Raw genomic sequence first — 26,661 nt, 5'->3', positions numbered from 1 at the left:
CACCGGCCGCACGACGCACTCCGCCAGTGCACGCACGAGGTGACCGACCGGGCGCGGACCGACCCGCCGCGCCCGCCATCGGCCCAGGTCAGCCCTGTTCGGCCCACCTCACACCGTTATTGGCGCGAACGATTCGCATCGCCTGACTATCCTGGAACCCAAATGGACACCCCGCTCGCTGAACTGCACAAACGCCTGCCCGAGCTCATGCCGCGTGATCAACGCCGGCTCGCCAGGCGCCTCGACGGCGCACGCAAGGTCAAGGACCCGCTCGCCCGCAGGAAGATCACCGAGGAGATCGCCTCGCTGATCGACGAGGCCGCCCTCAAGGTCGCGCTGCGCAGGGAGTCCGTTCCCAAGATCAGCTACCCGCAAGAGCTGCCGGTCAGCCAGCACAAGGACGACATCAAAGAGCTGATCGCGCGGCACCAGGTCGTGATCGTCGCCGGGGAGACCGGGTCGGGCAAGACCACCCAGCTGCCCAAGATCTGCCTCGAGCTCGGCCGCGGCATCACCGGCCAGATCGGCCACACCCAGCCGCGGCGCATCGCCGCGCGCACCGTCGCCGAACGCGTCGCCGAGGAGCTGGGCACCAAGCTCGGCGACACCGTCGGCTACAAGGTCCGGTTCACCGACCAGTCCGGTGACGAGACGCTGGTCAAGCTCATGACCGACGGCATCCTGCTCGCCGAGATCCAGACCGACAGGACCCTGAGCCGCTACGACACGATCATCATCGACGAGGCCCACGAACGCAGCCTCAACGTCGACTTCCTGCTCGGCTACCTCAAGCAGCTGCTGCCGCGCCGCCCCAACCTCAAGGTCGTCATCACCTCCGCGACGATCGACCCGCAGCGGTTCAGCCAGCACTTCGACGACGCCCCGGTCATCGAGGTCTCCGGCCGCACCTACCCCGTCGAGACCCGCTACCGGCCGCTCGAGGAGGACGACGACCAGACCCAGGGCATCATCAACGCCGTCCACGAGCTGCAGGCGGAAGGCCCCGGCGACGTGCTGGTGTTCCTGTCCGGTGAACGCGAGATCCGCGACACCGCCGACGCCCTCAAAGCAGAAGACCTCCGCAACACCGAGATCCTGCCGCTCTACGCGCGGCTGAGCGTCGGCGAGCAGCACCGCGTCTTCCAGCGCCACACCGGGCGGCGCGTCGTGCTCGCCACCAACGTCGCCGAGACCAGCCTCACCGTGCCGGGCATCAAGTACGTCATCGACCCCGGCACCGCGCGCATCTCCCGCTACAGCCACCGCCTCAAGGTCCAGCGCCTGCCGATCGAACCCATCAGCCAGGCGTCGGCGAACCAGCGCAAGGGCCGCTGCGGACGCGTCAGCGAAGGCATCTGCATCCGCCTGTACTCCGAGGAGGACTTCGAGGCCCGCCCCGAGTTCACCGACGCGGAGATCCTGCGCACCAACCTCGCCAGCGTCATCCTGCAGATGACCAACATCGGCCTCGGCGACGTCGCGCGGTTCCCCTTCATCGACCCGCCGGACTCGCGCAACATCAACGACGGCATCGGCCTGCTGCAGGAGCTCGGCGCCATCAACGCCGCCGAGAAGACGCTCACCCCCACCGGCCGCAAGCTCGCCGCCCTGCCCGTCGACCCGCGCCTGGGCCGCATGGTGCTGGAGGCCGACACCACCGGCTGCCTCAAAGAGGTCATGATCATCGCCGCGGCGCTGTCCATCCAGGACCCCCGCGAACGGCCCGCCGACCAGCAGGAGGCCGCCACCCAGCAGCACGCGAGGTTCGTCGACAAGGAATCGGACTTCATCACGTTCCTCAACCTCTGGCAGTACCTGCGGGACAAGCAGAAGGAGCTCAGCGGCAACCAGTTCCGCAAGCTCTGCAAGAGCGAGTTCCTCAACTACTTGCGCGTGCGCGAGTGGCAGGACATCTACCTGCAGCTGCGCCAAGTCGCCAAGCAGATCGGCATGCACCTGGCCGAGCAGCCCGGCGACCCCCGCAACATCCACATCGCCCTGCTGTCCGGGCTGCTCAGCCACATCGGCGTCAAGGACGTCCTCAAGAAGCAGGCGCCGAACGAGAAACGGCGCCCGCTGACGGAGTTCCTGGGCGCCCGCAACGCCAAGTTCGCGATCTTCCCCGGCTCCGCCCTGGCGAAGAAACCACCGCAGTGGGTGATGGCCGCCGAGCTCGTCGAGACCAGCCGGCTGTGGGGACGCATCGTCGCCAAGATCGAACCCGAGTGGGCCGAGCGCCTCGGCGAGCACGTCGTCAAACGCCAGTACTCCGAACCGCACTGGGAGTCCACACGCGGCTCCGTGGTCGCGCTGGAGAAGGTGACGCTGTACGGGGTGCCGATCGTCGCCGGCCGCAAGGTCAACTACGGCCGCATCGACCCCGCGCTGAGCCGTGAGCTGTTCATCCGCCACGCGCTCGTGCAGGGGGAGTGGACCACGCACCACCGGTTCTTCCACACCAACCGCGCGATGCTGGAGGAGGTCGGCGAGCTGGAGAACCGGGCGCGGCGGCGGGACATCGTCGTCGACGAGGAGACGCTGTTCGAGTTCTACGACAAGCGCGTCGCCCCCGAGGTCGTCTCCGCCCGGCACTTCGACTCGTGGTGGAAGAAGCAGAAGGACAAGAACCAGCTCACCTTCACGCTGGACATGCTGGTCAACGACCGCGCGGACGTGCACCCCGACGCCTACCCCGACCAGTGGCGCCAGGGCGAGCTCACGCTGCCGCTGAGCTACCACTTCGAGCCGGGCACCAAGAACGACGGCGTCACCGTGAAGCTGCCGCTGCCCGCGCTCACCGCGATCGACGACGACGCGTTCTCCTGGCAGATCCCCGGCCTGCGCCACGACCTCGTCGTCGCGCTCATCCGGTCGCTGCCCAAGCAGATCCGCCGCAACTTCGTGCCCGTCCCCGACGTCGCCACCGCCGTCCTGGCCCGCATCAAGCCGGAGGAGACGTCGCTGCTCACCGGCGTCGAACGGGAGCTGCGGGCGCTCACCGGTGTCACGGTGCAGCGCGAGGACTGGCAGCTCGACGCCGTGCCCGACCACCTCAAGCTCACCTTCCAGGTCGTCGACGAGCACGACCGCACCCTCGCCGAAGGCAAGGACATCGCGGCGCTGAAGGACAAGCTGCGCGACGAGGTCCGCGAGTCGCTCAGCCAGGCCGCCGGGCACCTCGAACGCACCGGTATCACCACCTGGGACTTCGACGCCCTGCCCAGGACGATCGAGCAACGGCAGTCCGGCATCACCGTCACCGCCTACCCCTCGCTCGTCGACCGCGGCGACACCGTCGCGATCAAGGTCCTCGACACCCCGGGACGGCAGACCTACGCCCACCGCCGCGGCGTGCGCCGGTTGTTGCTGCTGGGTCTCAACTCACCGGTGAAGCACCTGCAGCGCCACCTCGACAACGCCGCCAAGCTCGCCCTGACCCGCAACCCCCACGGCGGCGTCGCCGCGCTGCTGTCGGACTGCATCACCGCCGCCGTCGACCGGCTCATGGGCGAACCCGCCTGGGACGCCAAGTCCTACGCCGCGCAGCTCAAGCGAGTCCAGGCCGCGCTCAACGAGACCACGTGGGTCGTCGTGCAGGAGGTCCGCAAGGTCCTCGAGGCGGCCCACGAGGCCGAGCTGAAGCTCGCGGGCCCCAAGGGCGCCCCCGACTCGGTCAACGACATCCGCGGACAGCTGAACTCGCTGGTGTACAAGGGTTTCGTGACGAACACCGGCTACGACCGGCTGCCCGACCTCGTGCGCTACCTCAAGGGCATCGCCCGGCGGATCGAGAAGCTGCCGGAGAACCCGCGCCGCGACCTCGAGTGGACCGCCAAGATCCACGAGGTCCACGCCGAGTACCGGGACCTGCGAGCCCAGACCCCGGCCGACGAGCCGTCGCCGGAGCTCGACGAGATCCGGTGGATGATCGAGGAGTTGCGGCTGTCGTACTTCGCGCAGACCATCGGCACCCGCTACACCGTCAGCGACAAGAGGATCTTCAAAGCGCTGGACGCCGTGCCGCTGTGAGCCGCTACCGTGGAGCATGACCTTCGCGGGGGATTCCACGTGGGTGATCTCAAGCGGTGACGGCGGCACGTTCGCCCTGTTCGTGCGGGACGCGCTCGGCATCAGCACACCGACGGCCGACGCCATACCTCGGCTGGTGCCGCCGGTCCCGCGCCTGGAAGGCGCCCTGTACCCGCCCGGGCTCGTCGAGGACTGGGACCGGTGGTGGCGCGACTGCACCTCGTCCGGAGCCGGCCGTGAACCGGTGGGCCTGCCCGTGCGGCTGCGCGAGGCCTACCGCGACTGGGGCGCCTTCACCGCACCGGAGAACACCCAGCGCCGTGACGAGGTCCGGCGCGGCTTCACCGACGCCGTCCAGGAAGTCGTCGTCGACCTCGAACACGAACGAGGCCACCGGCCGATCTTCACCCTCGACGTGCTGCAGGTCCCCCTCGAAGGGCAGTTCTGGCGCCGGCTCAGCCGCGGCAAGGTGCTCGTGTCCGAGGAGCTCATGCTCTCCCGCAACGTGATCGCGCCGCTGGAGTCGGTGATCCGCGACCTCCTCCGGTAGGCACACCCGCACGAGCAACGACGGGTACCGCCACCGGCGTCGCCCGCGGGGCAGTGGACGGCCGGTGGCGTACGTGATCGACACCCCGTTCGGCACGGCCTACCCCTGCGGCGGCTCCATCGCCCCGGTCATGATCGCCACCGCGTCCGACATCGACACCGACTTCGGGTCCACGACCGCCTTGCGGCGTCCGAGGCGCTGGATGTGGATGCGGTCGGCCACCTCGAACACGTGCGGCATGTTGTGGCTGATCAGGATCACCGGCAGGCCCCGCTCCCGCACCTGCAGGATCAGGTCCAGCACCGCGCGGGACTCCCGCACACCCAGCGCCGCCGTCGGCTCGTCCATGATCACCACCCGGCTGCCGAACGCCGCCGCCCGCGCCACCGCCACGGCCTGGCGCTGGCCACCCGAGAGGGTCTCCACCGCCTGGCCGGGGTTCTGGATCGTCATGATCCCCAGCGCGTCGAGCTGCCGGCGCGCCTCGTCGCGCATGCCCTGGCGGTCGAGCATGCGGAACACCGAGCCCAGCACACCCGGCCGGCGGCGTTCGCGGCCCAGGAACAGGTTCGCGGCGATGTCCAGCGACGGCGCCACCGCCAGCGACTGGTGCACCGTCTCGATGCCCGCCCGCCGCGCGTCCAGCGGCGTCGGGAACGACACGGGCTCGCCGTCGAGCAGGATCTCGCCCTCGTCCGGCACCACCGCCCCCGACAGGGCCTTGATCAGCGACGACTTGCCCGCGCCGTTGTCACCGATCACCGCGAGGATCTCGCCCGGCAGCAGCTCCAGGTCCGAGCCTGCCAGCGCCGTCACCCTGCCGTAGCGCTTGACCAGGCCTCTGGCCTGCAGGATCGGGGTGGTCATGCCTTCACCTTCCTGATCCACTGGTCCAGCGACACCGCCACGATGATCAGCACACCGACGGCCATCGTCTGCCACAGCACGTCGACACCGGCCAGCGCGAGGCCGTTGCGGAACACGCCGACGATCAGCGCGCCGATCAGCGACCCCACCACCGCGCCGCGGCCGCCGAACAGCGACGTCCCGCCGATCACCACCGCCGTGATCGAGTCCAGGTTGTCGGTCTGCCCCGCCTGCGGGCTCGCCGACGCGATCCGGCCGATCAGCGTCCACGCCGCCACCGCGTAGATCAGCCCCGCCGTCGCGTACACGCTCAGCAGCACCCGCGCCGTGCGGATGCCCGACAGGCGCGAGGCCTCCACGTCGTCACCGGTGGAGTAGACGTGCCGGCCCCACGCGGTGTTCTTCAGCACGAACGCCATCGCCGCCACCAGCGCCACCAGCATGATCGAGCCGTAGGTGATGCGCGTGCCGCCGACGGTGACCGTCTGCCCGGTGAACAGCAGCAGCGACGGCATGTCCGTGCCCCGGATCGTGGCACTGCCCGAGTACCAGAGGTTCAGCGCGAAGAACACGTTGAGCGTGCCCAGCGTGACGATGAACGGCGGCAGCTTCAGCCGCGTCACCAGCAGCCCGTTGAGCAGCCCGCACAGCGTGCCGACGACGAACCCGAGCAGCAGCGCCGGCAGCCCCGGCAGGCCGGTCTCCGACGCGACCTTCGCCATCACGATCGAGGTCAGCACCATGATCGCCCCGCACGACAGGTCGATGCCCGCCGTCAGGATCACGATCGTCTGCCCCACCGCGAGCGTGCCGACCACCGCGACCTGCTGCAGGATCAGCGAGATGTTGCCCGGCGTCAGGAACCGCTCCGACAACAGTGCGAACACGACCACCGACACCAGCAACACCACCGCCGGCCCGATCGTGGCCTGCGCGTGCAGCAGGTGCTGCACGCGGCTGAGCGGCGACCGGTCCCGTTCCTCCACCGCGGCGCTCATCGCTCAGCCCCAGCAGTTCTGCAGGCCGAACGCCGAGTCCTTCGACTCGACGCCCTCGGCCGGCTGGTCGGTGATCAGCGTGACGCCCGTGTCGGTGTTCCGCGGCTTCGAGCCGTCCTTCGCGAACTTCGTGACCGCCTCCACGCCCAGCTGCGCCATCTTCAGCGGGTACTGCTGCGAGGTCGCCCCGATCACCCCGCCCTTGACGTTGGTGACACCGGGACAGCCGCCGTCGACCGACACGATCACGACGTCCTTCTCCTTGCCCGCCGCCTTCAACGCCTCATAGGCCCCGGCCGCCGCGGGCTCGTTGATCGTGTAGACCAGCGTGATGCCGGGGTCGCGCTGCAGCAGGTTCTCCATCGCCGTGCGGCCACCGGCCGGGTCGCCGTTGGTCACGTCGTGGCCCACGATCCGCGGATCGGACTCGTCCCCGATGCGGTTGCGGTCCTTGACGTCGACGCCGAAGCCCTCCAGGAACCCCTGGTCGCGCTGCACGTCCACCGACACCTGGTTCGGGTTGAGGTCCAGCAACGCGATCTTCGCCTGCCTGCCCTCCTTCGCGAACTTCGCCTTCGCCCACCGCCCGATCAGCAGACCGGCCTGGTAGTTGTCGGTCGCGAACGTCGCGTCGGCCGCGTCCGCCGGCTCCAGCGGCGTGTCCAGGGCGATCACCAGCAGGCCCGCCGCACGCGCCTTGTCCACCGACGGCACGATCGCCTTCGAGTCACTCGGCGTGATCAGGATGCCCTTCGCACCCGAGGCGATCAGGTTCTCGATCGCGTCGACCTGCGACTGGTTGTCACCGTCCTGCTTGCCCGCGAACGACTGCACCGTCGCACCCGAGGACGAGGCCGCCTGCTGCGCGCCCTCCTTCATCTTCACGAAGAACGGGTTCGTGTCCGTCTTCGTGACCAGCCCCACCAGCGTCGCACCGCCGGAGGAGCCGCCACCACCCCCGCACGCCGTGACCGCCACGAGCACCGCCACTGCGCTGACAACCCCGACAGTTCTGCGCATGACCACTCCTACGTCATCGTTGACGTAACCGCCCGTCCGCATTCCCTCTGCCGTGAACGGGAGAGCAGCTACGCGAGCTAGTCAATCGGTATACCGTTGCGTCATCGTTGACGCAAGGGTCGTTGGAAGTGGGAGCGGCGGGACATGGCACAGGTGCACGGGCGCCGCGAACCGACGATGCGCGACGTCGCCGCGCTGGCGAAGGTCAGCACCAAGACCGTCTCCCGCGTCATCAACGGACTGCCCGGCGCCGGCACCGAGGTCGCCGACCGGGTCCGCGCCGCCGCCCGCACCCTCGGCTACCGGCCGAACCTCACCGCCAGCAGCCTGCGCCGCTCCGACCGGCGCAGCGCCACCATCGGCGTGCTGTTCGAGGACCTGTCCAACCCCTTCGACGCCGCCCTGCTGCGCGCCGTCGAGGACCGCGCCCGCCACAACGGCGTCCTCGTGCTCGCCGGCAGCAGCGAGGACGACCACCAGCTGCAACGCGAACTGCTCGTGTCGCTGTCCGCGCGGCGCGTCGACGGCGTCGTCGTCATGGCCGCCGGCGGCCACCAGGACGCCCTGCAGCAGGAACGCGAACGCGGCACCCCGATGGTGCTCGTCGACCGGCCCCCCACCTTCGGCGGCACCGACTGCGTCACCACCACCAACCGCGACAGCTCCCGCGACGCCGTCCTGCGGCTCGCCGCCCTCGGGCACCGCGACATCGCGTTCCTCGGCGACCGCCGCACCCTGTGGACCAGCCAGGAGCGCTACACCGGCTACCTCGAAGGCCTCGCCCACACCGGCCTCACCCTGCGCGAGGAACTCGTGCGCACCGACCTGCACGGCGCCGGCCTCGCCGAGACCGCCACCGCGTCGCTGCTCGGCCTCGCACAGCCGCCCACGGCGCTGTTCACCGCCCAGAACCTCGTCACCGTCGGCGCCATGCGCGTGCTGCGCGCCCGCGACCTGCACCGCCGCGTCGCCGTCATCGGCTTCGACGACTTCCCGCTCGCCGACATGCTCGACCCCGGCATCACCGTCGTGCGGCAAGACGTCCCCGGCATCGGCCGCAAAGCCGCCGAGCTCGTCTTCGCCCGCATCGACGGCGACACCTCACCCCCGGTGCACGCCGTCGTCCCCGCGGCGCTGGTGTGCCGCGGCTCCGGTGAGATCAGGCCGCCCGGCTGACCGACAGCACCGCGTCGACGACCTGCGGACCCCAGTTCAGCACCGCGTCGTTGTGGTCCGCGCCGGCGATCTCGACCAGCTTCGCCCGCGCCGCCGTCGCCACCTCACGGCTCTGCGCGGGCGGCACCACCGAGTCGGCCGTGCCCAGCAGCACCACCGTCGGGACGTCCACAGCGGACACCCGTTCCAGCACGGGATACTTGTCCTGCAACAGCATCCGCACCGGCAGCCACGGGTAGTGGTGCGACCCGACCGCCGCCAGCGACGCGAACGGCGAGCGCAGCACCAGGCCCTTCGGCGCGCGGTAGGTCGCGAGCTCCGCCGCCACCGCCGCGCCCAGCGACTCGCCGAAGAACACCACCGGCCCGTCCACCAGGTCCAGCGCCGCCCGCGCGTCGTAGGCCAGGCCCTCCTCGGACGGCTTGCCCGGGTTGTCGCCGTAGCCGCGGTAGTCGAACAGCAGCACCGACAGCCCGCGCGCGGTCAGCTCCCGCGCCAGCGGCGCACGGCCGGCCCGGTTGCCACCGTTGCCCGGGAACACGACCACCGTCGCGGGCGCGCCGGGCACCTCGAAGTGCCAGCCGCCCAGCAGCAGACCGTCCGCCGTCACCAGCCGGACATCCCGTCCGCCGGGCAGCACCTCCCCGGCGGACGGCAGCGGACCGGGGGAGGGGAAGTAGACCAGCTTGCGCTGAAAGGCGAAGACCACGGCGACGATGGTGACAACCACCGCCACCGCGACCAACACCGGCCCTCTCATCACCCCATGATGACGCTCAGCACCGCTTCTCTGTCTTCACCGTGTGCGCGTAGTCCGGGTTGCTCACGAAGTCCACCATCGACCCGGCCGCCCGCGTGCACACCGACAACGTGTCCGTGCCCTTGGACCACACCGCCTGCTGGTTGCGCGGCGCCTTCACGTACCCGTTCATCGTGGTCGTCTCGACCCACGTCGCGATCTGGAAGTCACCGACCCGGTCGACGAACGAGTCCCACACGTACACGTACGACCAGTTCTTGCCACACCCCTTGAACTGCTTCACCGACGCCCACGCACTCGACGAGGTGCCGTTGATGTAGGCGGTGGCGCCGATCTGGGTGACCGGGCCGCAGCCCGGCGCCGACTCCGCGTGCGCGACACCCGAGGACAGACCCGCCAGCACGACCGCGGCCACCGCCGCGACAGGAACGATTCTCACACCGGCCGACCCTGCCGCGCCCCGGTTAGCCGGAGGTTAATCCCACAGGTCAGCCCTGCCGGGGCGTGAGCGTGCGGGAGAACAGGGCCAGCAGCTCGGTCCAGTGGCGTTCGGCGGCCTCGGCGTCGTAGGCGGCCGTGTCGGCCTGGGTGTAGCCGTGGTGCGCGCCCGCGTAGACCTCGCAGCGGTGCCGCACACCCGCGTCGGTGAGCGCCCGCTCCAGGCGCCGCACCTGCTCCGGCGGCATCGAACTGTCCTGGTCGGCGTGGGCGAAGTACAGCTCCGCCGTGACGTCGCCGGCCACGAGGTGCGGGCTGTCGCCGGCCTCGGAGGCCAGGTTCGCGCCGTGGAAACCCGCCGCCGCGGCCACCCGGTCCGGGTAGGTGCCCGCCGTGCGCAGCGCCAGGCCCGCGCCCATGCAGTAGCCGGTGATGCCGACGGGTCCGTCGACGGTGAGCGGACAGTCGTCCAGCCACCGCAGGTACGCCCGCGCGTCGCTCATCAGGCTCTCCGGCGTCAGCGACCGCAGCATCGGCATGATCTGCTCGAACAGCCCCGGCCTCGCCGCCGGGTCGACGTAGTCCGGCAGCTCGACCACCGGGGCCCTGCCGGCCCGGTAGAACACGTTCGGCACCAGTACCAGGTACCCGGCCGACGCGAGCCGGTCGGCCATCGTCTCCAGGTGCGGGCGCAGGCCGAAGGCGTCCATGTAGAGCAACACGGCGGGAAACGGGCCCTCACCGCCGGGATGGACCACGTAGGCGTCCGCGACGCCGTCCGCGGTGGTCACGTCGACGGTCGTTCCGCGCACAGCACTCACGTCGCTTCTCTCCCGGAAATCAGTCCACCGGGGTGAACGGCACCAGCACCACGGTGATGTTGTCGTGGCCGCCCGCGTCCAGCGCCACCTTCACGTACTCCTCCGGCCCCGAGCCCAGCAACGGCTCCAGGTCCTCCGGCTCCGGCCGATAGTTGTGCAGCCCGTCCGAGCACAGCAGGAACACCCCCGGCGAGGTCAGCGGCAGCGTCACGACCTGCGGCACCACCGGTCCCGCGTCCGCGCCGATCCACCGCGACAGCACGTGCGCGCGACGGTCCGTGCGCGCCTGCTCCTCGGTCAGCACACCCTCCGCGACCAGCTGCGCCGCCCACGTGTCGTCCGTCGTGAGCTGCTTCGAGCCCTCCGCCGACAACCAGTACGCCCGGGAGTCACCCACCCAGCCGACCGTCGCCGCGTCCTCGGTGACCAGCACCGACACGAACGTGCACGACGGGGCGACACCCCGGCCGCCCGCCTCCAGCGGCTCGGCCTCCACCAGCTGCTCCACCGCGAAGCACGACGCCGCGACGGCGTCCACCATCGCCTGCTCCGGGTCCGCCGAGTCGATCAACGCGTTGATCAGCACGTCCACCGCGGCGTCCGCGGCGGCCTGGGAAGCCTGCTCGGCGCGTTCCGACGACGCCACACCGTCGCACACCACCGCCGCGACACCCTTGCCCGCGACCGTGCCGAACGCCATCGAGTCCTCGTTGCGGGCCCGGCGCTTGCCCCGGTCCGACACACCCGACACCGCGCCCAGGGCGTACTCGACCCGGTCACGCGCCGAGGGCTGGTGACGGCCGCACTGGGTGCAGTAGTCCTCGTCGTCGATGTCGGGCGAGCCGCACAGGATGCACGACGCCTGCGCGGGACCGGTCGGCCCGCCCAGCGGCGTGCGGCGCACGAGCAGGTTGCGCCCGCACGCCTCGCAGAACCGGTCTTCCGGGGCGACGGGCGCGAAGCATTCCGGGCACTTCAGGGTGTCCATCAAACCAACGTCCTAGGCCTTACCGCGTTCGCGCGGTCCACCAATGCGATCCGTTCCTCCGGCGTGGCCGCGAACCGGGCCAGCGTGCGGTAGCGCCGCTCGAGACCCAGCCGAAGCTCGTGTTCGGAGAGTGCACAGTCCAGCACCCTGCCCTCGGCGGCCTGATTGCGGGTCACGTACTGGTACGCCGCCTCCAGCACCTCCGCCGACAGCTGCGTGTGCGAGTGCACGTCGATGTCCAAGTCCCGCAACCGTTCCCCGGCCGCGACGAGGTCCTCGGCACCGCAGTCCCCCAGCTGCGCGCGCACCGCCGCGATCTGCGCCGGCAAGTGTTGCGAAGATGTGTCCGGGACCGACAGCAGCACCTCGACCGCTCGCGCACGGTCACCACACGCGAGCAGCACCCGCGCCAGCCCGAACGCCGCCGACACGTACGCGTGGTCCGTGCGCCACACCAGCTCATACCAACCGGCCGCGGCTTTCAGGTCACCCGTCGCCTCGCAGCACACGCCCAGCGCGAGCTTCGCCGCCGCCTCACCCGGCACCGCCGAGCACACCGCGTCGAAGAACCGCAGCGCGTCCTGCGGCCTCTGGTCGACCAGCGCCGCCAGCCCCCGGTACCAGTCCGGGCGCCAGTCCTCCGCGGGGTCGAGCTCCGGCTCGTCGAACATCGACGGCGCCGTCAGCGCCTCCAGCTCCCGCATCGCCGCCGCGGTGTCACCGGACTCGATGAGCACCCGCACGATCCGCAGCCGCACCTCGACCGTCACCTCCGGTGCCTTGCGCAGACCCTCCGGGTCCGACGTCGTCGTCGCCGTCGCCAGCCACGACGCGGCCGCGTCGGAGGTGTTCACGCTCGGCGCGGGCAACGCCAGCGCCACCTCCGCCAGGTCCAGCCCGCCCTCCACGCCGAACCGGCGTCGTTCCGGCGTGAACTGCCGCGACGGGCCCGGCCGCGGCACCCCGTCCTGCAGCGCCAGCACCTCGCGCAGCACACCCGTGAGCTGCTCGGCCATGTCCTCGGCACTGCAGAACCGCAGCTCCGGGTTCGGGTTCGTGGCCCGCAGCAGCAACCGGTGGAACGACTCGAACCGCGCCAGCAGCGGTTCCTCCTCCGCCGTGGGCAACCGGTCCTTGCAGCGGCCGCGGAAGTCGAACGGGAAGCTCATCACCGCCAGAGCGCGCCCGACCGTGTAGATGTCGGAGAACACCGACGGCCCGATCGTGCCGATCTCCGGCGCCTGGTAGCCGACCGTGCCGTAGATGGGGGAGTGGTGGTCGTCGATGCGCCGCACCGCGCCCAGGTCGATCAGCTTGAGCTGCTCCTCGGTGTGGATCATGTTGTCCGGCTTGAAGTCGCAGTACAGCAGCCCCACGCCGTGCAGGTAGCCCACGGCCGGCAGGATCTCCAGCACGTAGGCGATGGCCTGCGCCAGCGGCAGCGCCTCGTCCCCGCGGCCTTCCCGGCGGCGGCGCGTGATCATGTCCTTGATGGACTCGCCGCCCACGTACTCCATCACGATGTACTCGACGAGCTTGTCGCCCTCGCGCTGCTCGTGCCGGATGAAGTTGTGGATCTTCACGATGTTCGGGTGCTCGACCTCGGCGAGGAACCGCCGCTCCGCCAGCGCCGCCGCCATCGCGTCGGCGTCACCTGAGTCGAGCAGGCCCTTGAGCACCACCCACCGGTCGCTCACCGCGTGGTCGAGCGCCAGGTACAGCCACCCCAGGCCGCCGTGCGCCAGACACCCCAGCACCTCGTACTGGTCGTGCAGCACCTCGCCCGGCGCCAGCTTCGGCGTGAACGAGTACGCGTGACCGCACTGCGGGCAGAACCCCTCCACCCGCCCCGGCTTGCCGTGCCTGGCCCGACCTACCTTCTTGCCGCACTTCGAGCAGAACCGCTTCGCCTCCGGCACCTCGGGGTTCTCCAGCACCGCCGTCGCCGGGTCCCGGTACGGCACCCGCGGCACCTCGACCAGCCCCGCGCCCAACCGGCCGCGGCTCATCGACCGCGCGCTGCCCCGCCGCGCCCTGCCCGAACCCGGCCGCGCCACCGCCTGCGACGCCGACCACGGCGCGGTCCCCGGCGCCGTGCCGGGCGCGGTCGACGGCCCCGTCTCCGGCAGCTCCACCTCGTCGCTCATCCCGACCCCCTAGTCCCGATAACGACCGACCGGCGGCGTCGGTGCCGGACCCAGCCTGCTCAGCCACCGGTCGTAGATCCCGCGCCACGTCCCGTCGACGCGCATCCGCTCCAGCACGCCGTTGACGAACCGCACCAGGTCCTGCTGCCCCTTCGGGATCCCCACCCCGTACGACTCGTCGGTGAACCGCGACCCCACCACCTCGGTGTACGGGTCCTGCGCCGCCAGACCCGCGAGGATCGTGTCGTCGGTGGAGATCGCGTCCGCCTGCCCCTGCTGCAGCATCACCAGGCAGTCCGTCCAGTTCGGCACGCTGACGGTCGTCCTCGCCCTGTTCACGACGTTGCCCAGCGACGTCGACCCCGACGCCACGCACACCCTCCTGTCCGCGAGCCCGTCCACGCCGGTGATGCCGGAGTTGCGGCGCACCAGCACCCGCTGCCCCGCCTGGTAGTAGACCTGCGAGAAGTCCACGTCCTCGAGCCGGTCGCACGTGATGGTCATCGTGCGCACCACGACGTCGACCGCGCCGCTCTTGAGCATCGGGATCCGCTCGGCCGACGTGACGACCTTGAACTGCACCTTCTTCTCGTCGCCGAACAGCGCCTTCGCGATCTGGCGGGCCACGTCGACGTCGAAGCCCTCGATCTCGCCGGTGAAGGAGTTGCGGAACCCCATCAGGTACGAGTTCTGGTCCACCCCGGCGATCAACCGGCCGCGCTGCAGGATCCGCTCCATCGTCGAGCCCGCCGGCATCTGCCCCGCGGGCGGCACGGCACCCGGCCGCAGGCTCGCCGTCGCGTCGCACGACGGCGCCGGGTCCGGCCCGCTGCTCGGCGCCGCCGTCACCGTGCTCACGTTCGCCGGCTGCGGCGCCGGGGCGCTGCGCGGCACGACCTCGCTCGGTGCCGGGCCCGCCGCGCACGCGCCCAGCAGCAGCACACCCGCCAACGCCAGTCGCTTCACCGGTACTCCTTCAGGCGCTGCCACAACCCCATCGTCGACCCGGCCGCGCTGATCAACGCCAGCACCAGCACCCCCACCACCGTGCCCGCCAGCGACGTCCGCGCCACCGCCACCTCGTCGCTGAAGTCCTGCCGCGCCGCACCGATCGCCCGCACCAGCGCCTGGTCCAGCGAGTCGAACGACGGGGTGTCGATCAGCTTCACCGCGTCGCTGTACTGCCCGGCGTCGTCGGCCTCGCGGATGCGCTGGTGCACCTGCTGCCACTGCCGGAAGTGCTCCGACGCCGCCGCGACCGCCTCGGTGTCGTCCAGCCGCCTCGCCTGCTCCAGCAGCCCTTCCAGCCGCCGCGACACCTCGACGAAGTTCTTCTCGTAGGTCTGCCCCGCGCCCCGTGCGACCAGGGTCAGCGTCTCCTCACCGCGCGCGGTCAGCGTCGCGATCCGCGCCCGCGCCAGCACGTCGGCCTTCGCCGACGCCGTGCGCGAGTCCGCCACGTCGTTCATCACCAGCACCGACACCGTCGTCACCCACAGCAGCGACAACGCCGCCGCGCCCGTGGCCACCAGCAGGCCGACGTTGAGCAGCCGGTTCGTCTTGCGCGTCAGGTACCGCTGCGCCAGCACCAGCGCGATCACGAACGCCAGCGCCACCAGCACCGGCGCCACCGGGAAGTTCGCCTCGTCCTGGGCGCGCGCCACCCGGTCGGTCTCCGCCCGGTACAGCTCCTGCGCCGCCGGCAGCAGCTGCGTGCGCATCAGCCCCGACGCCTCGCGCAGGTAGGCCGCGCCGACCGGGAAGCCCTGCCGGTTGTTCGACCGCGCCGTCTCGATCAGCCCCGTGTACACCGGCAGCTGCGCCGCGAGCGTCGTGGTGAGCTCGGGGGAGGAGGCCGTGGCCACCGACAGCGCCGCCTGCGCCTGCGCGATGTCCTTCTCGTAGCGCTCCCGCAGCTGCGGCGGCTCCAGCCCGCCGGACAGGAACGCGCTGGCCGCCGTCGCGTCGGCGTCCTGCAACGACCGGTAGACCTCCTGCGCCGCGTGCGCGAGCGGCTCCGACCGCGTCGCCAGGTCCTCCAGCGCCCGTTCCTGCCGGTTCACGCTCCACGTCGACAGCCACCCGCTCGCCAGGCTCGCCACGACCAGCACCACGGCGATCAGGCTCAGCCGCCCCGGCGTCGACCGCGCCAGGCCGGTCACCCGGCGCACCAGCGCCTGCCGGGGCTGCGAGTCGATCACCACGAGCAGGCCTCCCACGGCAGGTTGATCGGCGTGGCGGTAACTGTAGGCATCCGGACGACAGGCACGTGCGAAATGGTGACGCGTCCCGCGAGGTGTCACCCGGCTGTAACCAGCGACGTTCCGGGCCCACGCCGCTAGCCCCGTGACCCGACCAGCCGTTCGACGCCGTCCAGGATCATCTCCAGCCCGAACTCGAACGAGTGCTCCGGGCTGAACGCGCTCTGGTGCGCCTCCCCGACGGCGCCGCCGACCCGTGCGGCCACCGGGTAGCGGGCCGGGTCGAACACCGTCATCAGGAACGGCGCCGCCGCGTCCCACCACTGCCGGTCGGTCAGCCCGGTCTCCTTCTCGGTCACCGCCGCCGCGGTCAGGCCTCGCGCCGAGTTCTGCACGTGCCCGAGCACCAGGTTCAGCACCGAGTCCATCTCCACGTCCGACAGGCCGACGCCCTCCAGGCCGCGCAGCTCGAAGTCGTACTTCGCCGCCACCTGCGGGCCCAGCACCGTGCGCGACGGCGCCACCCGCAGCAGCCACGGGTGCCGCCGGTACAGGGCCAGGTTCTCCCGCGCCACGTACACCAGGTGCTCGCGCCAGCCCCCGGCCGCCTCACGCCCGGTCGCGGCCTGCACGGTGTCGACCATGACGTCGACCAGCTCGCCCTTGCCCGGCACGTAGGTGTAGAGCGACATCGTCCCCACGCCCAGCGACTCGGCCACGCGTCGCATCGACAGCGCCTTGAGCCCGTCGGCGTCGGCCAGCGCGATCCCCGCCCGCACGATGCGGTCCACGCTCAGGTCCGGCTTGCCCTTGCGGCTGGTCCGCTCCTGGGTGCGCCACAGCAACGCGAGCGTCCGCGCCGGGTCACCGCTGCCCGTGTGTTCGATCACGACCCGACCCTACCGTACCGTATGGTGTACGGTACAAGGTGTGTTCACGCCTGCCGACCCACCCCGACTCGGCCAGCTCCACGGAAAACCCCTGCTCGAAGCCCTACCGGAAGCACTGCGCACCGACGACTACTGGGGAGTGGCCGCCGCCACCGCGCTCAGCCTCGTCGCCCGCGGCCGGATCGTCCCCGGCGTGACGCCCGCCTGCCACGACACCTGGCGCGTCGGACCGCTCGACCACGCCGACGAGCTGCACCTGCGCCGCCTCGCCGCCCACGGCGACTACGACGAGCTGCGCCAGTTCCTCGACGCCGTCGCCGACACGCTGCCCCGGGGTGGTGGCGACGGGCCGTTCGCCGGCACCGAGGTCCACCACGTTCCCGGGCTCGCCGCGTGGGCCGACGAGCAGATCACCCTCTCCCTGCGCATCGAGACGACCGACGACCTGCGGTTCCGCGCGATCGTGCAGGTCCGCGACATCACCGACCCCCACCCGCGCGACGTGCGGGGCTCCGGCCGCGAGCTCGACGCCATCCGCGCGATCGCGCGCGTCGACTGGCCACCGCTGCAGCGCCTGCTCGACCAGGCCGACCTCACCGACGACGAGGTCACCGAGCTGCTCGGCACCGGCATCGAGGTCCACTGGCCCCGCGACCTCACCACCACCCTGTCCGCGACGGCCGTCATCGGCGAGCACCACGGCCGGTTCGACGCCGGCGACCTGCTCACGTTCCGCTGGCAGCTCGCCCTCGGCGACGACACGCTCACCGACGCCGAGATGGACGCCATCGCCGAGGCCAGCCGGCCGGTCATCAGGCTGCGAGACCAGTGGGTCCTCGTCGATCCCCGCCTGCGCGACCGGGTCCGCCGCGAGCTCGCGCCGATCACCGCCGTCCAGGCCGTCACCGCGGCGCTCACCGGAACCGCGATCATCGACGGCGACCACGTCGCCGTCGCCCCGCACGACCTCACCACCGCGATCACGACCGTCCCCGAGTTCCCCCAGCCGGAGGCACTGCGCGCCCAGCTGCGCGACTACCAGCTCCACGGCCTGCGCTGGCTCGCCCACATGACCGGCCTCGGCCTGGGCGCCTGCCTCGCCGACGACATGGGCCTGGGCAAGACCATCACGCTCATCGCCCTGCACCTGCACCGCGACCACGAGCACCCGACGCTCGTCGTCTGCCCGGCGTCACTGCTGGGCAACTGGGAACGCGAGATCCACCGCTTCGCCCCCGGCACCCCGGTCACCCGCTACCACGGTCCACACCGGACCCTCGCCACCTCCGGCGTCGTCCTCACGACCTACGGCACCATGCGCCTGGACGCCGACACCCTGCGGCACCACCAGTGGGGCATGGTCGTCGCCGACGAGGCCCAGCACGTCAAGAACCCGCACTCCGGCACCGCCAAGGCACTGCGCCGCATCCCCGCGGCCGCCCGCGTCGCGCTGTCCGGCACCCCCGTCGAGAACTCGCTGTCGGAGCTGTGGTCCATCCTGGACTGGACGACACCGGGCCTGCTCGGCACGCACCGCGCGTTCCGCACCCGCTGGCCCCGGCCCGACGACACCCTCACCAAGGTCGTGCGGCCGTTCCTGCTGCGCCGCCGCAAGTCCGACCCCGGCGTCGCCCCCGAACTGCCGGCCAAGACCGAGACCGAGCTGCCCGTCCCGCTCACCACCGAGCAGGCCGCCCTCTACGAGGCGCTCACCAGGCAGACCCTCGACCAGATCGCCGCCAGCGACGGCATGGCACGGCGCGGCCTGGTGCTGAAGCTGCTGACCGGGCTCAAGCAGATCTGCAACCACCCGTCGCACTACCTCGGTCACGACGAGCTGCGGGGCACCTCCGGCAAGCTCGACCTGCTCGACGAACTGCTCGACACGATCGTCGCCGAGGACGGCTCCGTGCTCGTCTTCACCCAGTACGTCGGCATGGCCCGGCTCCTGGAACGGCACATCACCCACCCGACCCTGTTCCTGCACGGCGGCACCCCCGTGCCCCGGCGCGAGCAGATGGTCGACGACTTCCAGCAGGGCCGCGCCCCGGTGTTCCTGCTGTCGCTCAAAGCCGCCGGCACCGGCCTCAACCTCACCCGCGCCGACCACGTCGTGCACTTCGACCGCTGGTGGAACCCCGCCGTGGAGGACCAGGCCACCGACCGCGCCCACCGCATCGGCCAGACCCGGCCCGTCCAGGTCCACAAGCTCGTCACCGAGGGCACCGTCGAGGAACGCGTCGCCGCACTGCTGCAGGACAAGCGCGACCTCGCCGACGCCGTCCTGCACGGGGGAGAAGCCGCCCTCACCGAGCTGACCGACGCCGAGCTCGCCGACCTCGTCCAGCTCAGGAGCTCCTGATGACCGCACGCGGGTTCGCCGCGTTCCCGAAGGTGAAACGCCGCGTCGCCACCACGTGGTGGGGCAAGGCCTGGGTGAAGGCCCTGGAGGACACCGCGCTCGACAACGCGACGGTCCGCCTCGGCCGCCGCTACGCCCACGCCGGCGTCGTCGGCCCGATCACCGTCAGCCCCGGCCGCCTGCACGCGCAGGTCCACGACGACCACACCGTCCACAACACCACCGTCGACGTGCCGGCGCTCACCGAGGTCCACTGGGGACGGTTCCTCGACCGCGTCGCCGAGAACCCGGCGCACATCGCCGCCCTGCTGGACAACGACATGCCCCGCGACCTCGTCACCGCCGCCGAGGAGTCCGGTGTGGACCTGCTGCCCGGCATCGGCGACCTCGAACCCGACTGCGACTGCGACGGCTGGGAGCTGCCGTGCCGCCACGCCGCCGCACTAGCCTTCCAGGTCGGCTGGCTGCTCGACGCCGACCCGTTCGTCCTGCTGCTGCTCAAGGGAAAACCCGAACAGGAACTCCTCGACGCCCTCAAAGACCGCGTCGCCGGACCCGTCGGCACCAGAACACCTGTGGTGGTTTCGCCAGAAATCGCAGGTCAGCTGCCCGCTCGTCCCACACTTCCGACCACCACACCTGTGGTGCTCGCGGTCGAGTCGCCACCGGGGTTCGAGGCCGCGGACCTCACCGCGCTGATGGAGATCGCCGCGACCAGAGCACGCGCATTGCTGCGTTCGGGCACTCTCGCGGAATGATCACCGAGAAGCAGAAGATGATGACCGGCCGGCTGTACAAGGACTCCGACCCCGAACTGGTCGCCGAACGCCTGAGGGCCCAGGCACTCGTGGACGAGTTCAACGCCACCCGCGACGGCACGGTCATCGCCCGGCTCTTCGGCTCCCTCGGCGAGGGCTCGTGGGTCATGCCCCGGTTCCAGTGCGACTACGGCTACCAGATCCACCTGGGCTCCAACAGCTTCCTCAACTACGACGCCATCCTCATGGACTGCGCCACCATCACCATCGGCGACGACGTCTCCATCGGACCCCGCGCCCAGCTGCTCACCGCACTGCACCCCGTCGAGGACCACGAGGCCCGCCGCCAGCGCTTCGAGACCGCCGCCCCCATCACCATCGGGAACAACGTGTGGCTGGGCGGCGGCGTCATCGTGTGCGCGGGCGTCAGGATCGGCGACAACGCGGTGATCGGAGCCGGTAGCGTCGTCACGCGCGACATCCCGCCGCGCGTGCTCGCCGTCGGCAACCCCTGCAAGGTGATCCGTGAGCTCTGAGGAACGCACCGCCGCGGAACCGTTGGTGCTGCTCGCACTGACGGCGGCGGCGCTGGTCGCGTCCGGCATCGGCCCGCACGACCGCGCGACCTGGTACCTCGAGGTGGGACCGGTGGTGATCGGCGCGGTCGTCCTGGCCGCCACCTTCCGCCGGTTCCGGTTGACGCCCCTGCTCTACCGGCTGCTGTTCCTGCACGCGCTGGTGCTCGTCCTCGGCGGCCACTACACCTACGCCCGCGTGCCACTGGGCTTCTGGGCGCAGGACTGGTTCGACCTCGCGCGCAACCACTACGACCGCCTCGGTCACTTCGTCCAGGGCTTCGTGCCGGCCGTCCTCGCCCGCGAACTGCTGCTGCGCAGGACCCCGCTGCGGCCGGGCGGCTGGCTGTTCGTCCTCGTGGTGAGCGTGTGCCTGGCGTTCAGCGCGACCTACGAGCTCCTCGAATGGGCCTCGGCCGTGCTCGGCGGGTCGGCCGCGGACGACTTCCTCGGCACTCAGGGCGACATCTGGGACACCCAGTGGGACATGTTCATGGCACTGCTGGGCGCGATCGCCGCGCAGCTGACGCTGGCGCGGTGGCACGATCGGCAGCTCGCGCGGTTCGGTCACGTCAGGTAGATCGACGCCAGCTGCCGCACCACGGACGCGACGTGCGCGCGCAGCTCGTCCGGCTCTAAAACCTCGACCTCGCCGCCCATCCGCAACACCATGCCCGCCGCGTGCCCGACCGACTCGATGGGGATCGTCACCCGCACCCACCCGCCATCGTCCACAGCGGACCGCTCCGCCGCCCGCGCCACGGCGGGCAGCACGTTCGACGCGAACGACTCCCACCCCCGCGCCGACAGCCGCACGACCGCCTCGCCGGTGAACTGCCGCGACTGGAAGTCCTCCAGCGACGCCGCCCAGTGCGCCGCCAGGTCGAACCCCTCCGGCCGCGCGAACGACTCGTCCAGCACCGACACCGCCTGCATCTGCGCCACCCGGTACGTCGAGATCCGCGACGACCCCAGCGCGACCAGGTACCAGCGCCCGGCCTTGAGCACGAGCCCCAGCGGCTTGAGGACCCGCGTGACCTCCTCCGGCGCCTGCCAACGCCGATAGGTGACCTCCAGCAGCCGCTCCCGCCACACCGCGTCCGCCACCGGCCCCAGGAACGGCGAGCGTTCCGGGTCGGAGTACCAGGACGGCGCGTCGAGGTGGAACCGCTCCACCGTGCGCGAGGCCCGCACGCGCATCGACGACGGCAACGCCGCCATCAGCTTGAGCTGCGCCGCCGACACCGCGTCCCCGAGCCCCAGCTCCGCCGCCGGACCCGGCAGCCCCGCCAGGAACAACGACTCGGCCTCCTGCTCGGTCAGGCCGGTCAGCCTCGTGCGGTAGCCGTCGAGCAGCTGGTAACCGCCCGCAGGACCCGCGTCGCCGTAGAGCGGCACGCCGGCGGCGTGCAGGGACTCGACGTCGCGGTAGATGGTGCGGACCGACACCTCCAGCTCGGAGGCGAGGGCCTGCGCGGTCATGCGCCCCTTCGTCTGCAGGAGGAGGAGAAGGGAGACGAGTCGGCTCGCGCGCACGGGGACACACTGACACAGCGATGTCAGTGGTGCGGCAGACGCCCGCAGCATCACTGACGCACCCTGTCAGTGATAGCTCATACGTTCGACGCATGGCTTTCTACGAGAAGCAGCTGGCGGTCAAGGAACCGCTGGTCATCGCGGGCAGGCACGTCAAGCGCTACGAGGTCGTCACCCCGGGGCTGGAGATCACCGACGACGTCCGCGCCGCCGCGTACGCGTTCCTGCCCACGATCTACCCGGACTTCGAGGACCCCACCCCGCCGGCCACCGTCACCGTGCTGCACCGCAGTGCCGCGGGCATGTACCTCAACGCCTACAACTGGGTCTGGGACAACGTCCTGCACTGCCGCACCGCCGTGTCCGGCGACCAGCCGTTCCTCGGCTCGACCGACCCGGACCTCACGCGCTTCAGCGTCATCCCGAAGGACCTCATCGGCTGCGTGTGGGAGCTGCCGCCACTGGAGCACGAGCGCCGCGCGTGGGTGCGGCACGTGCTGGAGCCCGGCGCGCCCGACCTCGAGGCCTACCTGCACGACGTCATGAGCGAGGGCCTGGTGGGCAGATGACCGACTGGCAGGGGGCGCCGTCGCGGTAGAGCGTGGAGCCGTAAACGGGTGGACGGCGGCGTTAGGTTCGCAGACATGACCACTCCGGAGACCGTTGTGCGCGTGCTGGCCGAACCGGCGAGGCTGCGGGCCTTCGCCGCCGTCGTCCTCGGGGCGGGGACCCTCGCCGACATCGCCGCCGCCTCCGGGGTCTCGGTCAAGGACGCCGCCACGGCGGTGCGCAAGCTCCGCGAGGCCGGGCTCGTCGAGGGCGACCCCGCCCGGCCGGTGGACCTCAAGCCGCTCGCCGCCACGCTCGCCGAGGTGGTGCCCGCCGACGGGCTCGCGCCGTTCGTGCGCGGTGACAAGCTGATCTCGCTGCCGGTCGCGCACGAGCGGCGGCGCAAGATCCTCGAGCACGTCGCGTCGAAGGCCTTCGTGGCGCGGACGTACTACGAGGAGTCCGAGATCAACGAACGGCTCCAGGCGTGGTGCGACGGGGGAGAGGTCGACCACGTCACCATCCGCCGCTACCTCGTCGACTTCGGTCTGCTGGAGCGCGGCGGCGGCATGTACCAGGCTCAGCCCCTGCCGATGTAGGGCATCGTCGTGGCCATCACGGTCATGAACTGCACGTTCGCGTTGAGCGGCAGCTGAGCCTGGTACAGCACGGCGTCGGCCACGTGCTGCACGTCGAACGTCGGCTCCGCGGCGACCTCGAAGTTCGCCTGCAGCACGCCCTGGCCCATCCGCTCGGTCAGCGCCGTCGCCGCGTTGCCGATGTCGATCTGCCCGCACGCGATGCCGAAAGCACGGCCCTCCAACGACAACGACTTGGTCAGACCGGTCATCGCGTGCTTGGTCGCGTTGTACGCCACCGCGTGCGGGCGCGGCACGGCGGCCGAGATCGAGCCGTTGTTGATGATCCGGCCGCCGCCGTGGGTCTTCATCACCTTGAACGCCTCACGTGCGCACAGGAACGCGCCCGTCAGGTTCACGCCCACGACCTTCTCCCACGCGCTGAGGCTGAACTCCTCGATCGGCGTCGGCCGCACGTTCGTCCCGGCGTTGTTGAACAACACGTCCACACGGCCCCAGCGCGCGACCACCGCGTCGAACAGCGCCACGACCGAGTCCTCACGCGACACGTCCGTCGGCACGACGAACGCCGAGTCCGCGAAGCCCTCCCCGGTCTCGGTCAGCGCGTCCTCGCGCCGGCCCGCCAGCGCGACCTGGAACCCCGCCGTCAGCAGGGTTCGCGCCGCCGCGCGTCCCACTCCGGACCCCGCTCCCGTCACCACCACGACTGCCATCGGGTTCTCCCCTCGATCAAGCGATTGCCCGGCGTGTCCGGTGTGGAGTACCAACCTGGTGTGGAGCGTGAAGAGGACCTCTGCCCGTTGTGCGCGGGGTCCGGGACGATGTCGTGGCAACAACCGGTTCCCGGTCCGGAAGGCCTTGTGCTGCACGAGATGTCACATCCGTGCCCGCGCGGCTGCTCTGGCTGGTGGAGACTCCCGCGCGGGGAGAGCCGCAGAACCGTACCGGGAAACGTCGCGCTCGCCAACGAGATTCCAGCCCGACCGTTCACCCAGGCGTGATCACCGAGCGTGAACGATGGGGGTCACCCATTATTGCCGTGACCGTCCCTGCTTGGCGGCTGCGGCCACACGGAGCAGAAGCGGACACTGTTCTTCTGTGAAGGAGTGCAGCCGTTGCCATGGTTCTGGGCTCAACGAGGACCGGACCGCCTGCCGGGTCTGCGGCGGGTTGGGCCAGGTCCCCGACCGGTAGCCGCGTGAGCCTATTTCTTCGTCATCAGGGTAGGGCCGAGGATGCGGCGGGCGAGCCGCCTGGTCAACGACCTGGGCGCCGGACGCGCGGGCGCCGGCGCGGGTGCTGATGGAGGGGGCGTGACCGGGGCGACTCCGGGAATGGTCGCCGCTTCCGGTACCTCGGTCGGGATCTTCGCGAACACCTGGGTCTCCGGCTCGACACTGCCGGGCTGCTCGATCGGCACGGCACGATCTTGCCATCGCTGTCATTCACCCCTCGTATGAGGGGCAGGTCCCCCGGCAGGGTGTGACTGGCGTCACGCAGCACAGCGGGTAGTGGTGGCCCCAGGCGGAGTGTGATGACTGAGACGACCGAGTGCGCGGACCTCGGACCGCCGGACTCGCGCCTGTGGGACCGGATCGCCCAGGGCGACCACGCCGCGTTCACCGAGCTGTTCGAACGCCACGCCGAGGCGGTCTGGAACTACGCCTACCGGCTGACCGCGTCCTGGTCGCAGGCAGAGGACCTGCTCTCCGCGACGTTCCTGACCGCGTGGCGCAAGCGCGGCGAGGCCCGGCTGGTGCGCGACTCGGCGTTGCCGTGGCTCTACACCGTGACGGCCAACCGCGCCCGCACCGAGTGGCGGGCCTCGCGGCGCGCGGTGCGGCTGGTGTCGAGACTCGCCCCGCAGCACGAACGCGACCACGCCGACGAGGTGGCCGCCCGCACCGACGCCCAGCGCCGCCTGGCCGTGGTGGTGACCGCCATCGCGACGCTGCCGCCGTCCGAACGCGAGATCGCCCAGCTCTGCCTGCTGGGCGACGTGTCCACCGCAGACGCCGCCACGCTCCTCGGGATCGCCGAGTCGAGCGTGCGCGCCCGCGTCTCCCGCACTCGCGCCCGCCTGCGCGACCTGACCCCCGAGGACACCCTGTGATCGACCAGCTGCCCGAGCACCGCCGCCTCCCCGACGACGTCCGCATGCGGGCCCGCCGCCGCCTGTCCGAAGGTATGCAGCCCGCCCCGCGCACCGGCCGGCCCGCCCTGATCGCCGCCGGTGTCGGCCTGCTCGCCGCAGGCGCCGTCTTCGCGAGCCAGGCGCTCCTCGGCGGTCCGGCCCAGGTCGCCGCCCCGTCCTACCCCTACAACGGCGAGTTCGCCGGCAAGGACCGCGCGGTCGTCGACCACGTCGAACGCGGCACGGTGAACCCGGACGCGCTGGCCCGGTGCGCGGCCGCCGCGGGGAAGCACCCGCCCGCCGGTGAGTGGCAGACCATCGCCACCAGCCGCAAGAACGGCACGGTCCTCACCGCCTTCCGGGTGCCGGCCGGGGTGTTCTTCTGCGCGAACACCACCACCACGACCACGATCTCGGAGCCGGACCCGGCTCAGGTCGCGGCGGGCTCGCGCCAGGTGAAGGTCCTGTTCACCACGCCGACCGGCGCGATGGCGGGCCTCGTCTCGCAGGACCTGAGGTTCCTCAGCCTGTCCCGGATCGGCGACAGGGGGGTGAACACCGCCGCGCCCGCGCTGGTCGACGGCCTGTTCCTCGCCCCGAGCGGCTTCACCAAGGCCGAGAACGGCACGCAGGCGCTGGCCAACGGCGAGGAATCCGCCGTGCGCGGCGTCCCGAAGCCCACCCGGTCCGTCGTCGACCGGCCGCTGCCGCCCGCCGACCGCGGCACGCCCGACGCCCGGAGGTTCGGCGAGTGCCTGCGCGACCGCCCCGTCCCGGACGCCGAGCAGTTCGCGCACACGCTCACCGTCCGCCTCGGCGCCACCGACAGCGTGCACGTCGGCCGGTTCGAGAACCTGCTGCTCTACTGCCTGGACGCGCCCGGTGAGCCGGTGCGCGGGACCGTGTTCGACACCGACGACCTGGACGAGGTCCGCGGCGCCACCGTCGCGGCGCTGGCCGCGTTCCACGACTTCGGGCCCGACAGGTCGCCCGAGGGCGTCGCGTACGAGAGCAGCAGGAGCTACGCGGCCGTCGGGCTGGTGACCGACTCGCGGGTCGGCTCCGTCACCTACACCCGGCCGGGGATGGCCGACGTGCCCGCCACCGTCGCCGACGGCACGTTCGTCCTGGCCGCGCCGCTGATCGACCGGCACCCCGACGCGCGCGTGGTCGTGCGGGACACCGCGGGGACCGTGCTGGAGACGATCAAGCCGAAGGACACCCCGTAGACAAATCGCTTGGCATGGCTAAGTGACTGTCGGG

25 protein-coding genes are annotated in these 26,661 nt (G+C 71.3%); 11 read left to right on the top strand and 14 right to left on the bottom strand.

The features are described from left to right. Positions 1-162 precede the first annotated feature (162 nt). Both hrpA and VM306_RS29840 read left to right on the top strand, forming a co-directional pair. The gene (hrpA, locus tag VM306_RS29845; protein ID WP_325521080.1) at positions 163-4,029 is read left to right on the top strand and encodes an ATP-dependent RNA helicase HrpA; all 3,867 of its coding nucleotides are present in this window, start codon (positions 163-165) and stop codon (positions 4,027-4,029) included. A 43-nt stretch (positions 4,030-4,072) separates the two neighbouring features. Further along, complete coding sequence (locus VM306_RS29840; RefSeq protein ID WP_325521079.1) at positions 4,073-4,579, top strand: hypothetical protein; 507 nt, start codon at positions 4,073-4,075, stop codon at positions 4,577-4,579. Positions 4,580-4,678: 99 nt separating this feature from the next. Here the strand turns inward: VM306_RS29840 and VM306_RS29835 are convergent, their stop codons facing one another. Genes VM306_RS29835 through VM306_RS29825 form a run of 3 tightly spaced genes read right to left on the bottom strand, consistent with a single transcriptional unit; the run spans position 4,679 to position 7,464 of the window. Beyond that, positions 4,679-5,446, bottom strand: coding sequence for an ATP-binding cassette domain-containing protein (locus tag VM306_RS29835; protein ID WP_325521078.1), 768 nt, complete (start codon positions 5,444-5,446; stop codon positions 4,679-4,681). Continuing rightward, positions 5,443-6,444: an ABC transporter permease gene (locus VM306_RS29830; protein ID WP_325521077.1), complete on the bottom strand. Its 1,002-nt coding sequence runs from the start codon at positions 6,442-6,444 to the stop codon at positions 5,443-5,445. The genes VM306_RS29835 and VM306_RS29830 overlap by 4 nt, the downstream gene beginning before the upstream one ends. A 3-nt stretch (positions 6,445-6,447) precedes the next feature. Continuing rightward, a complete protein-coding gene (locus tag VM306_RS29825; protein WP_325521076.1) occupies positions 6,448-7,464 on the bottom strand; it encodes a sugar ABC transporter substrate-binding protein in 1,017 nt (338 codons plus the stop codon). A gap of 144 nt (positions 7,465-7,608) precedes the next feature. Between VM306_RS29825 and VM306_RS29820 the strand changes: the two genes are divergently transcribed. Next, entirely contained in the window at positions 7,609-8,640 is a 1,032-nt protein-coding gene (locus VM306_RS29820; protein WP_325521075.1) for a LacI family DNA-binding transcriptional regulator, read from the top strand. Here the strand turns inward: VM306_RS29820 and VM306_RS29815 are convergent. The 8 genes from VM306_RS29815 to VM306_RS29780 form a co-directional block, all read right to left on the bottom strand. Further along, positions 8,624-9,400 carry an alpha/beta hydrolase gene (locus tag VM306_RS29815; RefSeq protein WP_325521074.1) on the bottom strand — a complete coding sequence of 259 codons (777 nt, stop codon included), beginning with the start codon at positions 9,398-9,400 and terminating at the stop codon, positions 8,624-8,626. The genes VM306_RS29820 and VM306_RS29815 overlap by 17 nt on opposite strands. Positions 9,401-9,416: 16 nt before the next feature. Next, the gene (locus VM306_RS29810; protein WP_325521073.1) at positions 9,417-9,839 is read right to left on the bottom strand and encodes a hypothetical protein; all 423 of its coding nucleotides are present in this window, start codon (positions 9,837-9,839) and stop codon (positions 9,417-9,419) included. 49 nt (positions 9,840-9,888) lie between these two features. Further along, positions 9,889-10,659 carry a dienelactone hydrolase family protein gene (locus VM306_RS29805; RefSeq protein ID WP_325521072.1) on the bottom strand — a complete coding sequence of 257 codons (771 nt, stop codon included), beginning with the start codon at positions 10,657-10,659 and terminating at the stop codon, positions 9,889-9,891. Positions 10,660-10,678: 19 nt separating this feature from the next. After that, positions 10,679-11,647: a PP2C family serine/threonine-protein phosphatase gene (locus VM306_RS29800; protein ID WP_325521071.1), complete on the bottom strand. Its 969-nt coding sequence runs from the start codon at positions 11,645-11,647 to the stop codon at positions 10,679-10,681. After that, entirely contained in the window at positions 11,647-13,794 is a 2,148-nt protein-coding gene (locus VM306_RS29795; RefSeq protein WP_325521070.1) for a serine/threonine-protein kinase, read from the bottom strand. Before VM306_RS29795 ends, VM306_RS29800 begins: the two co-directional genes overlap by 1 nt. Positions 13,795-13,803: 9 nt before the next feature. Then, a complete protein-coding gene (locus VM306_RS29790; protein WP_325521069.1) occupies positions 13,804-14,760 on the bottom strand; it encodes a glutamate ABC transporter substrate-binding protein in 957 nt (318 codons plus the stop codon). Next, positions 14,757-16,013 (bottom strand): hypothetical protein, encoded by a 1,257-nt coding sequence (locus VM306_RS29785; RefSeq protein ID WP_325521068.1) that lies wholly within the window; start codon positions 16,011-16,013, stop codon positions 14,757-14,759. Before VM306_RS29785 ends, VM306_RS29790 begins: the two co-directional genes overlap by 4 nt. A gap of 119 nt (positions 16,014-16,132) precedes the next feature. Further along, positions 16,133-16,885, bottom strand: coding sequence for a TetR/AcrR family transcriptional regulator (locus VM306_RS29780; protein ID WP_325521067.1), 753 nt, complete (start codon positions 16,883-16,885; stop codon positions 16,133-16,135). Between the two features lie 40 nt (positions 16,886-16,925). Between VM306_RS29780 and VM306_RS29775 the strand changes: the two genes are divergently transcribed. From VM306_RS29775 to VM306_RS29760, 4 genes are read left to right on the top strand one after another with little or no spacing between them, the layout of a single operon-like run. Then, positions 16,926-19,247, top strand: coding sequence for a DEAD/DEAH box helicase (locus VM306_RS29775; protein ID WP_325521066.1), 2,322 nt, complete (start codon positions 16,926-16,928; stop codon positions 19,245-19,247). After that, positions 19,247-20,005, top strand: coding sequence for an SWIM zinc finger family protein (locus VM306_RS29770; protein WP_325521065.1), 759 nt, complete (start codon positions 19,247-19,249; stop codon positions 20,003-20,005). Before VM306_RS29775 ends, VM306_RS29770 begins: the two co-directional genes overlap by 1 nt. Further along, positions 20,002-20,541, top strand: a complete 540-nt coding sequence (locus VM306_RS29765; RefSeq protein ID WP_325521064.1) for a sugar O-acetyltransferase — start codon at positions 20,002-20,004, stop codon at positions 20,539-20,541. Before VM306_RS29770 ends, VM306_RS29765 begins: the two co-directional genes overlap by 4 nt. Further along, positions 20,531-21,160, top strand: coding sequence for a DUF2238 domain-containing protein (locus VM306_RS29760; RefSeq protein ID WP_325521063.1), 630 nt, complete (start codon positions 20,531-20,533; stop codon positions 21,158-21,160). The genes VM306_RS29765 and VM306_RS29760 overlap by 11 nt, the downstream gene beginning before the upstream one ends. Here VM306_RS29760 and VM306_RS29755 read toward each other — a convergent pair. Beyond that, the gene (locus VM306_RS29755; protein WP_325521062.1) at positions 21,148-22,167 is read right to left on the bottom strand and encodes a YafY family protein; all 1,020 of its coding nucleotides are present in this window, start codon (positions 22,165-22,167) and stop codon (positions 21,148-21,150) included. The two genes, VM306_RS29760 and VM306_RS29755, sit on opposite strands and share 13 nt — an antisense overlap. A gap of 41 nt (positions 22,168-22,208) precedes the next feature. Here VM306_RS29755 and VM306_RS29750 point away from each other — a divergent pair, with 41 nt between their 5' ends. Both VM306_RS29750 and VM306_RS29745 read left to right on the top strand, forming a co-directional pair. Next, positions 22,209-22,685, top strand: coding sequence for a hypothetical protein (locus VM306_RS29750; protein WP_325521061.1), 477 nt, complete (start codon positions 22,209-22,211; stop codon positions 22,683-22,685). Between the two features lie 75 nt (positions 22,686-22,760). Continuing rightward, positions 22,761-23,264 carry a DUF2087 domain-containing protein gene (locus VM306_RS29745; protein ID WP_325521060.1) on the top strand — a complete coding sequence of 168 codons (504 nt, stop codon included), beginning with the start codon at positions 22,761-22,763 and terminating at the stop codon, positions 23,262-23,264. Here the strand turns inward: VM306_RS29745 and VM306_RS29740 are convergent. Together VM306_RS29740 and VM306_RS29735 are read right to left on the bottom strand one after the other, a co-directional pair. Beyond that, positions 23,246-23,977, bottom strand: a complete 732-nt coding sequence (locus tag VM306_RS29740) for an SDR family oxidoreductase (RefSeq protein ID WP_325521059.1) — start codon at positions 23,975-23,977, stop codon at positions 23,246-23,248. The genes VM306_RS29745 and VM306_RS29740 overlap by 19 nt on opposite strands. 491 nt (positions 23,978-24,468) lie before the next feature. Next, the gene (locus tag VM306_RS29735) at positions 24,469-24,684 is read right to left on the bottom strand and encodes a hypothetical protein (protein ID WP_325521058.1); all 216 of its coding nucleotides are present in this window, start codon (positions 24,682-24,684) and stop codon (positions 24,469-24,471) included. A 114-nt stretch (positions 24,685-24,798) separates the two neighbouring features. On the opposite strand from VM306_RS29735, the gene VM306_RS29730 reads away from it, so the two are divergent. After that, positions 24,799-25,377, top strand: coding sequence for a sigma-70 family RNA polymerase sigma factor (locus VM306_RS29730; protein WP_325521057.1), 579 nt, complete (start codon positions 24,799-24,801; stop codon positions 25,375-25,377). Continuing rightward, positions 25,374-26,627, top strand: a complete 1,254-nt coding sequence (locus tag VM306_RS29725; protein WP_325521056.1) for a hypothetical protein — start codon at positions 25,374-25,376, stop codon at positions 26,625-26,627. Before VM306_RS29730 ends, VM306_RS29725 begins: the two co-directional genes overlap by 4 nt. Positions 26,628-26,661: the final 34 nt, after the last annotated feature.

Source organism: Lentzea sp., from assembly GCF_035525475.1.
Classification (GTDB): Bacteria; Actinomycetota; Actinomycetes; order Mycobacteriales; family Pseudonocardiaceae; genus Lentzea.
This window is presented reverse-complemented; position numbering and strand designations above follow the sequence as displayed.

Coding starts and splice junctions, on each gene's coding strand:
- VM306_RS29745 (WP_325521060.1), top strand. CDS start 22,761: ATGACCACTCCGGAGACCGTTGTGCGCGTGCTGGCCGAACCGGCGAGG.
- VM306_RS29815 (WP_325521074.1), bottom strand. CDS start 9,400: ATGAGAGGGCCGGTGTTGGTCGCGGTGGCGGTGGTTGTCACCATCGTC.
- VM306_RS29740 (WP_325521059.1), bottom strand. CDS start 23,977: ATGGCAGTCGTGGTGGTGACGGGAGCGGGGTCCGGAGTGGGACGCGCG.
- VM306_RS29820 (WP_325521075.1), top strand. CDS start 7,609: ATGGCACAGGTGCACGGGCGCCGCGAACCGACGATGCGCGACGTCGCC.
- hrpA (WP_325521080.1), top strand. CDS start 163: ATGGACACCCCGCTCGCTGAACTGCACAAACGCCTGCCCGAGCTCATG.
- VM306_RS29770 (WP_325521065.1), top strand. CDS start 19,247: ATGACCGCACGCGGGTTCGCCGCGTTCCCGAAGGTGAAACGCCGCGTC.
- VM306_RS29765 (WP_325521064.1), top strand. CDS start 20,002: ATGATCACCGAGAAGCAGAAGATGATGACCGGCCGGCTGTACAAGGAC.
- VM306_RS29800 (WP_325521071.1), bottom strand. CDS start 11,647: ATGGACACCCTGAAGTGCCCGGAATGCTTCGCGCCCGTCGCCCCGGAA.
- VM306_RS29830 (WP_325521077.1), bottom strand. CDS start 6,444: ATGAGCGCCGCGGTGGAGGAACGGGACCGGTCGCCGCTCAGCCGCGTG.
- VM306_RS29755 (WP_325521062.1), bottom strand. CDS start 22,167: ATGCTGCGGGCGTCTGCCGCACCACTGACATCGCTGTGTCAGTGTGTC.
- VM306_RS29835 (WP_325521078.1), bottom strand. CDS start 5,446: ATGACCACCCCGATCCTGCAGGCCAGAGGCCTGGTCAAGCGCTACGGC.
- VM306_RS29825 (WP_325521076.1), bottom strand. CDS start 7,464: ATGCGCAGAACTGTCGGGGTTGTCAGCGCAGTGGCGGTGCTCGTGGCG.
- VM306_RS29730 (WP_325521057.1), top strand. CDS start 24,799: ATGACTGAGACGACCGAGTGCGCGGACCTCGGACCGCCGGACTCGCGC.
- VM306_RS29750 (WP_325521061.1), top strand. CDS start 22,209: ATGGCTTTCTACGAGAAGCAGCTGGCGGTCAAGGAACCGCTGGTCATC.
- VM306_RS29795 (WP_325521070.1), bottom strand. CDS start 13,794: ATGAGCGACGAGGTGGAGCTGCCGGAGACGGGGCCGTCGACCGCGCCC.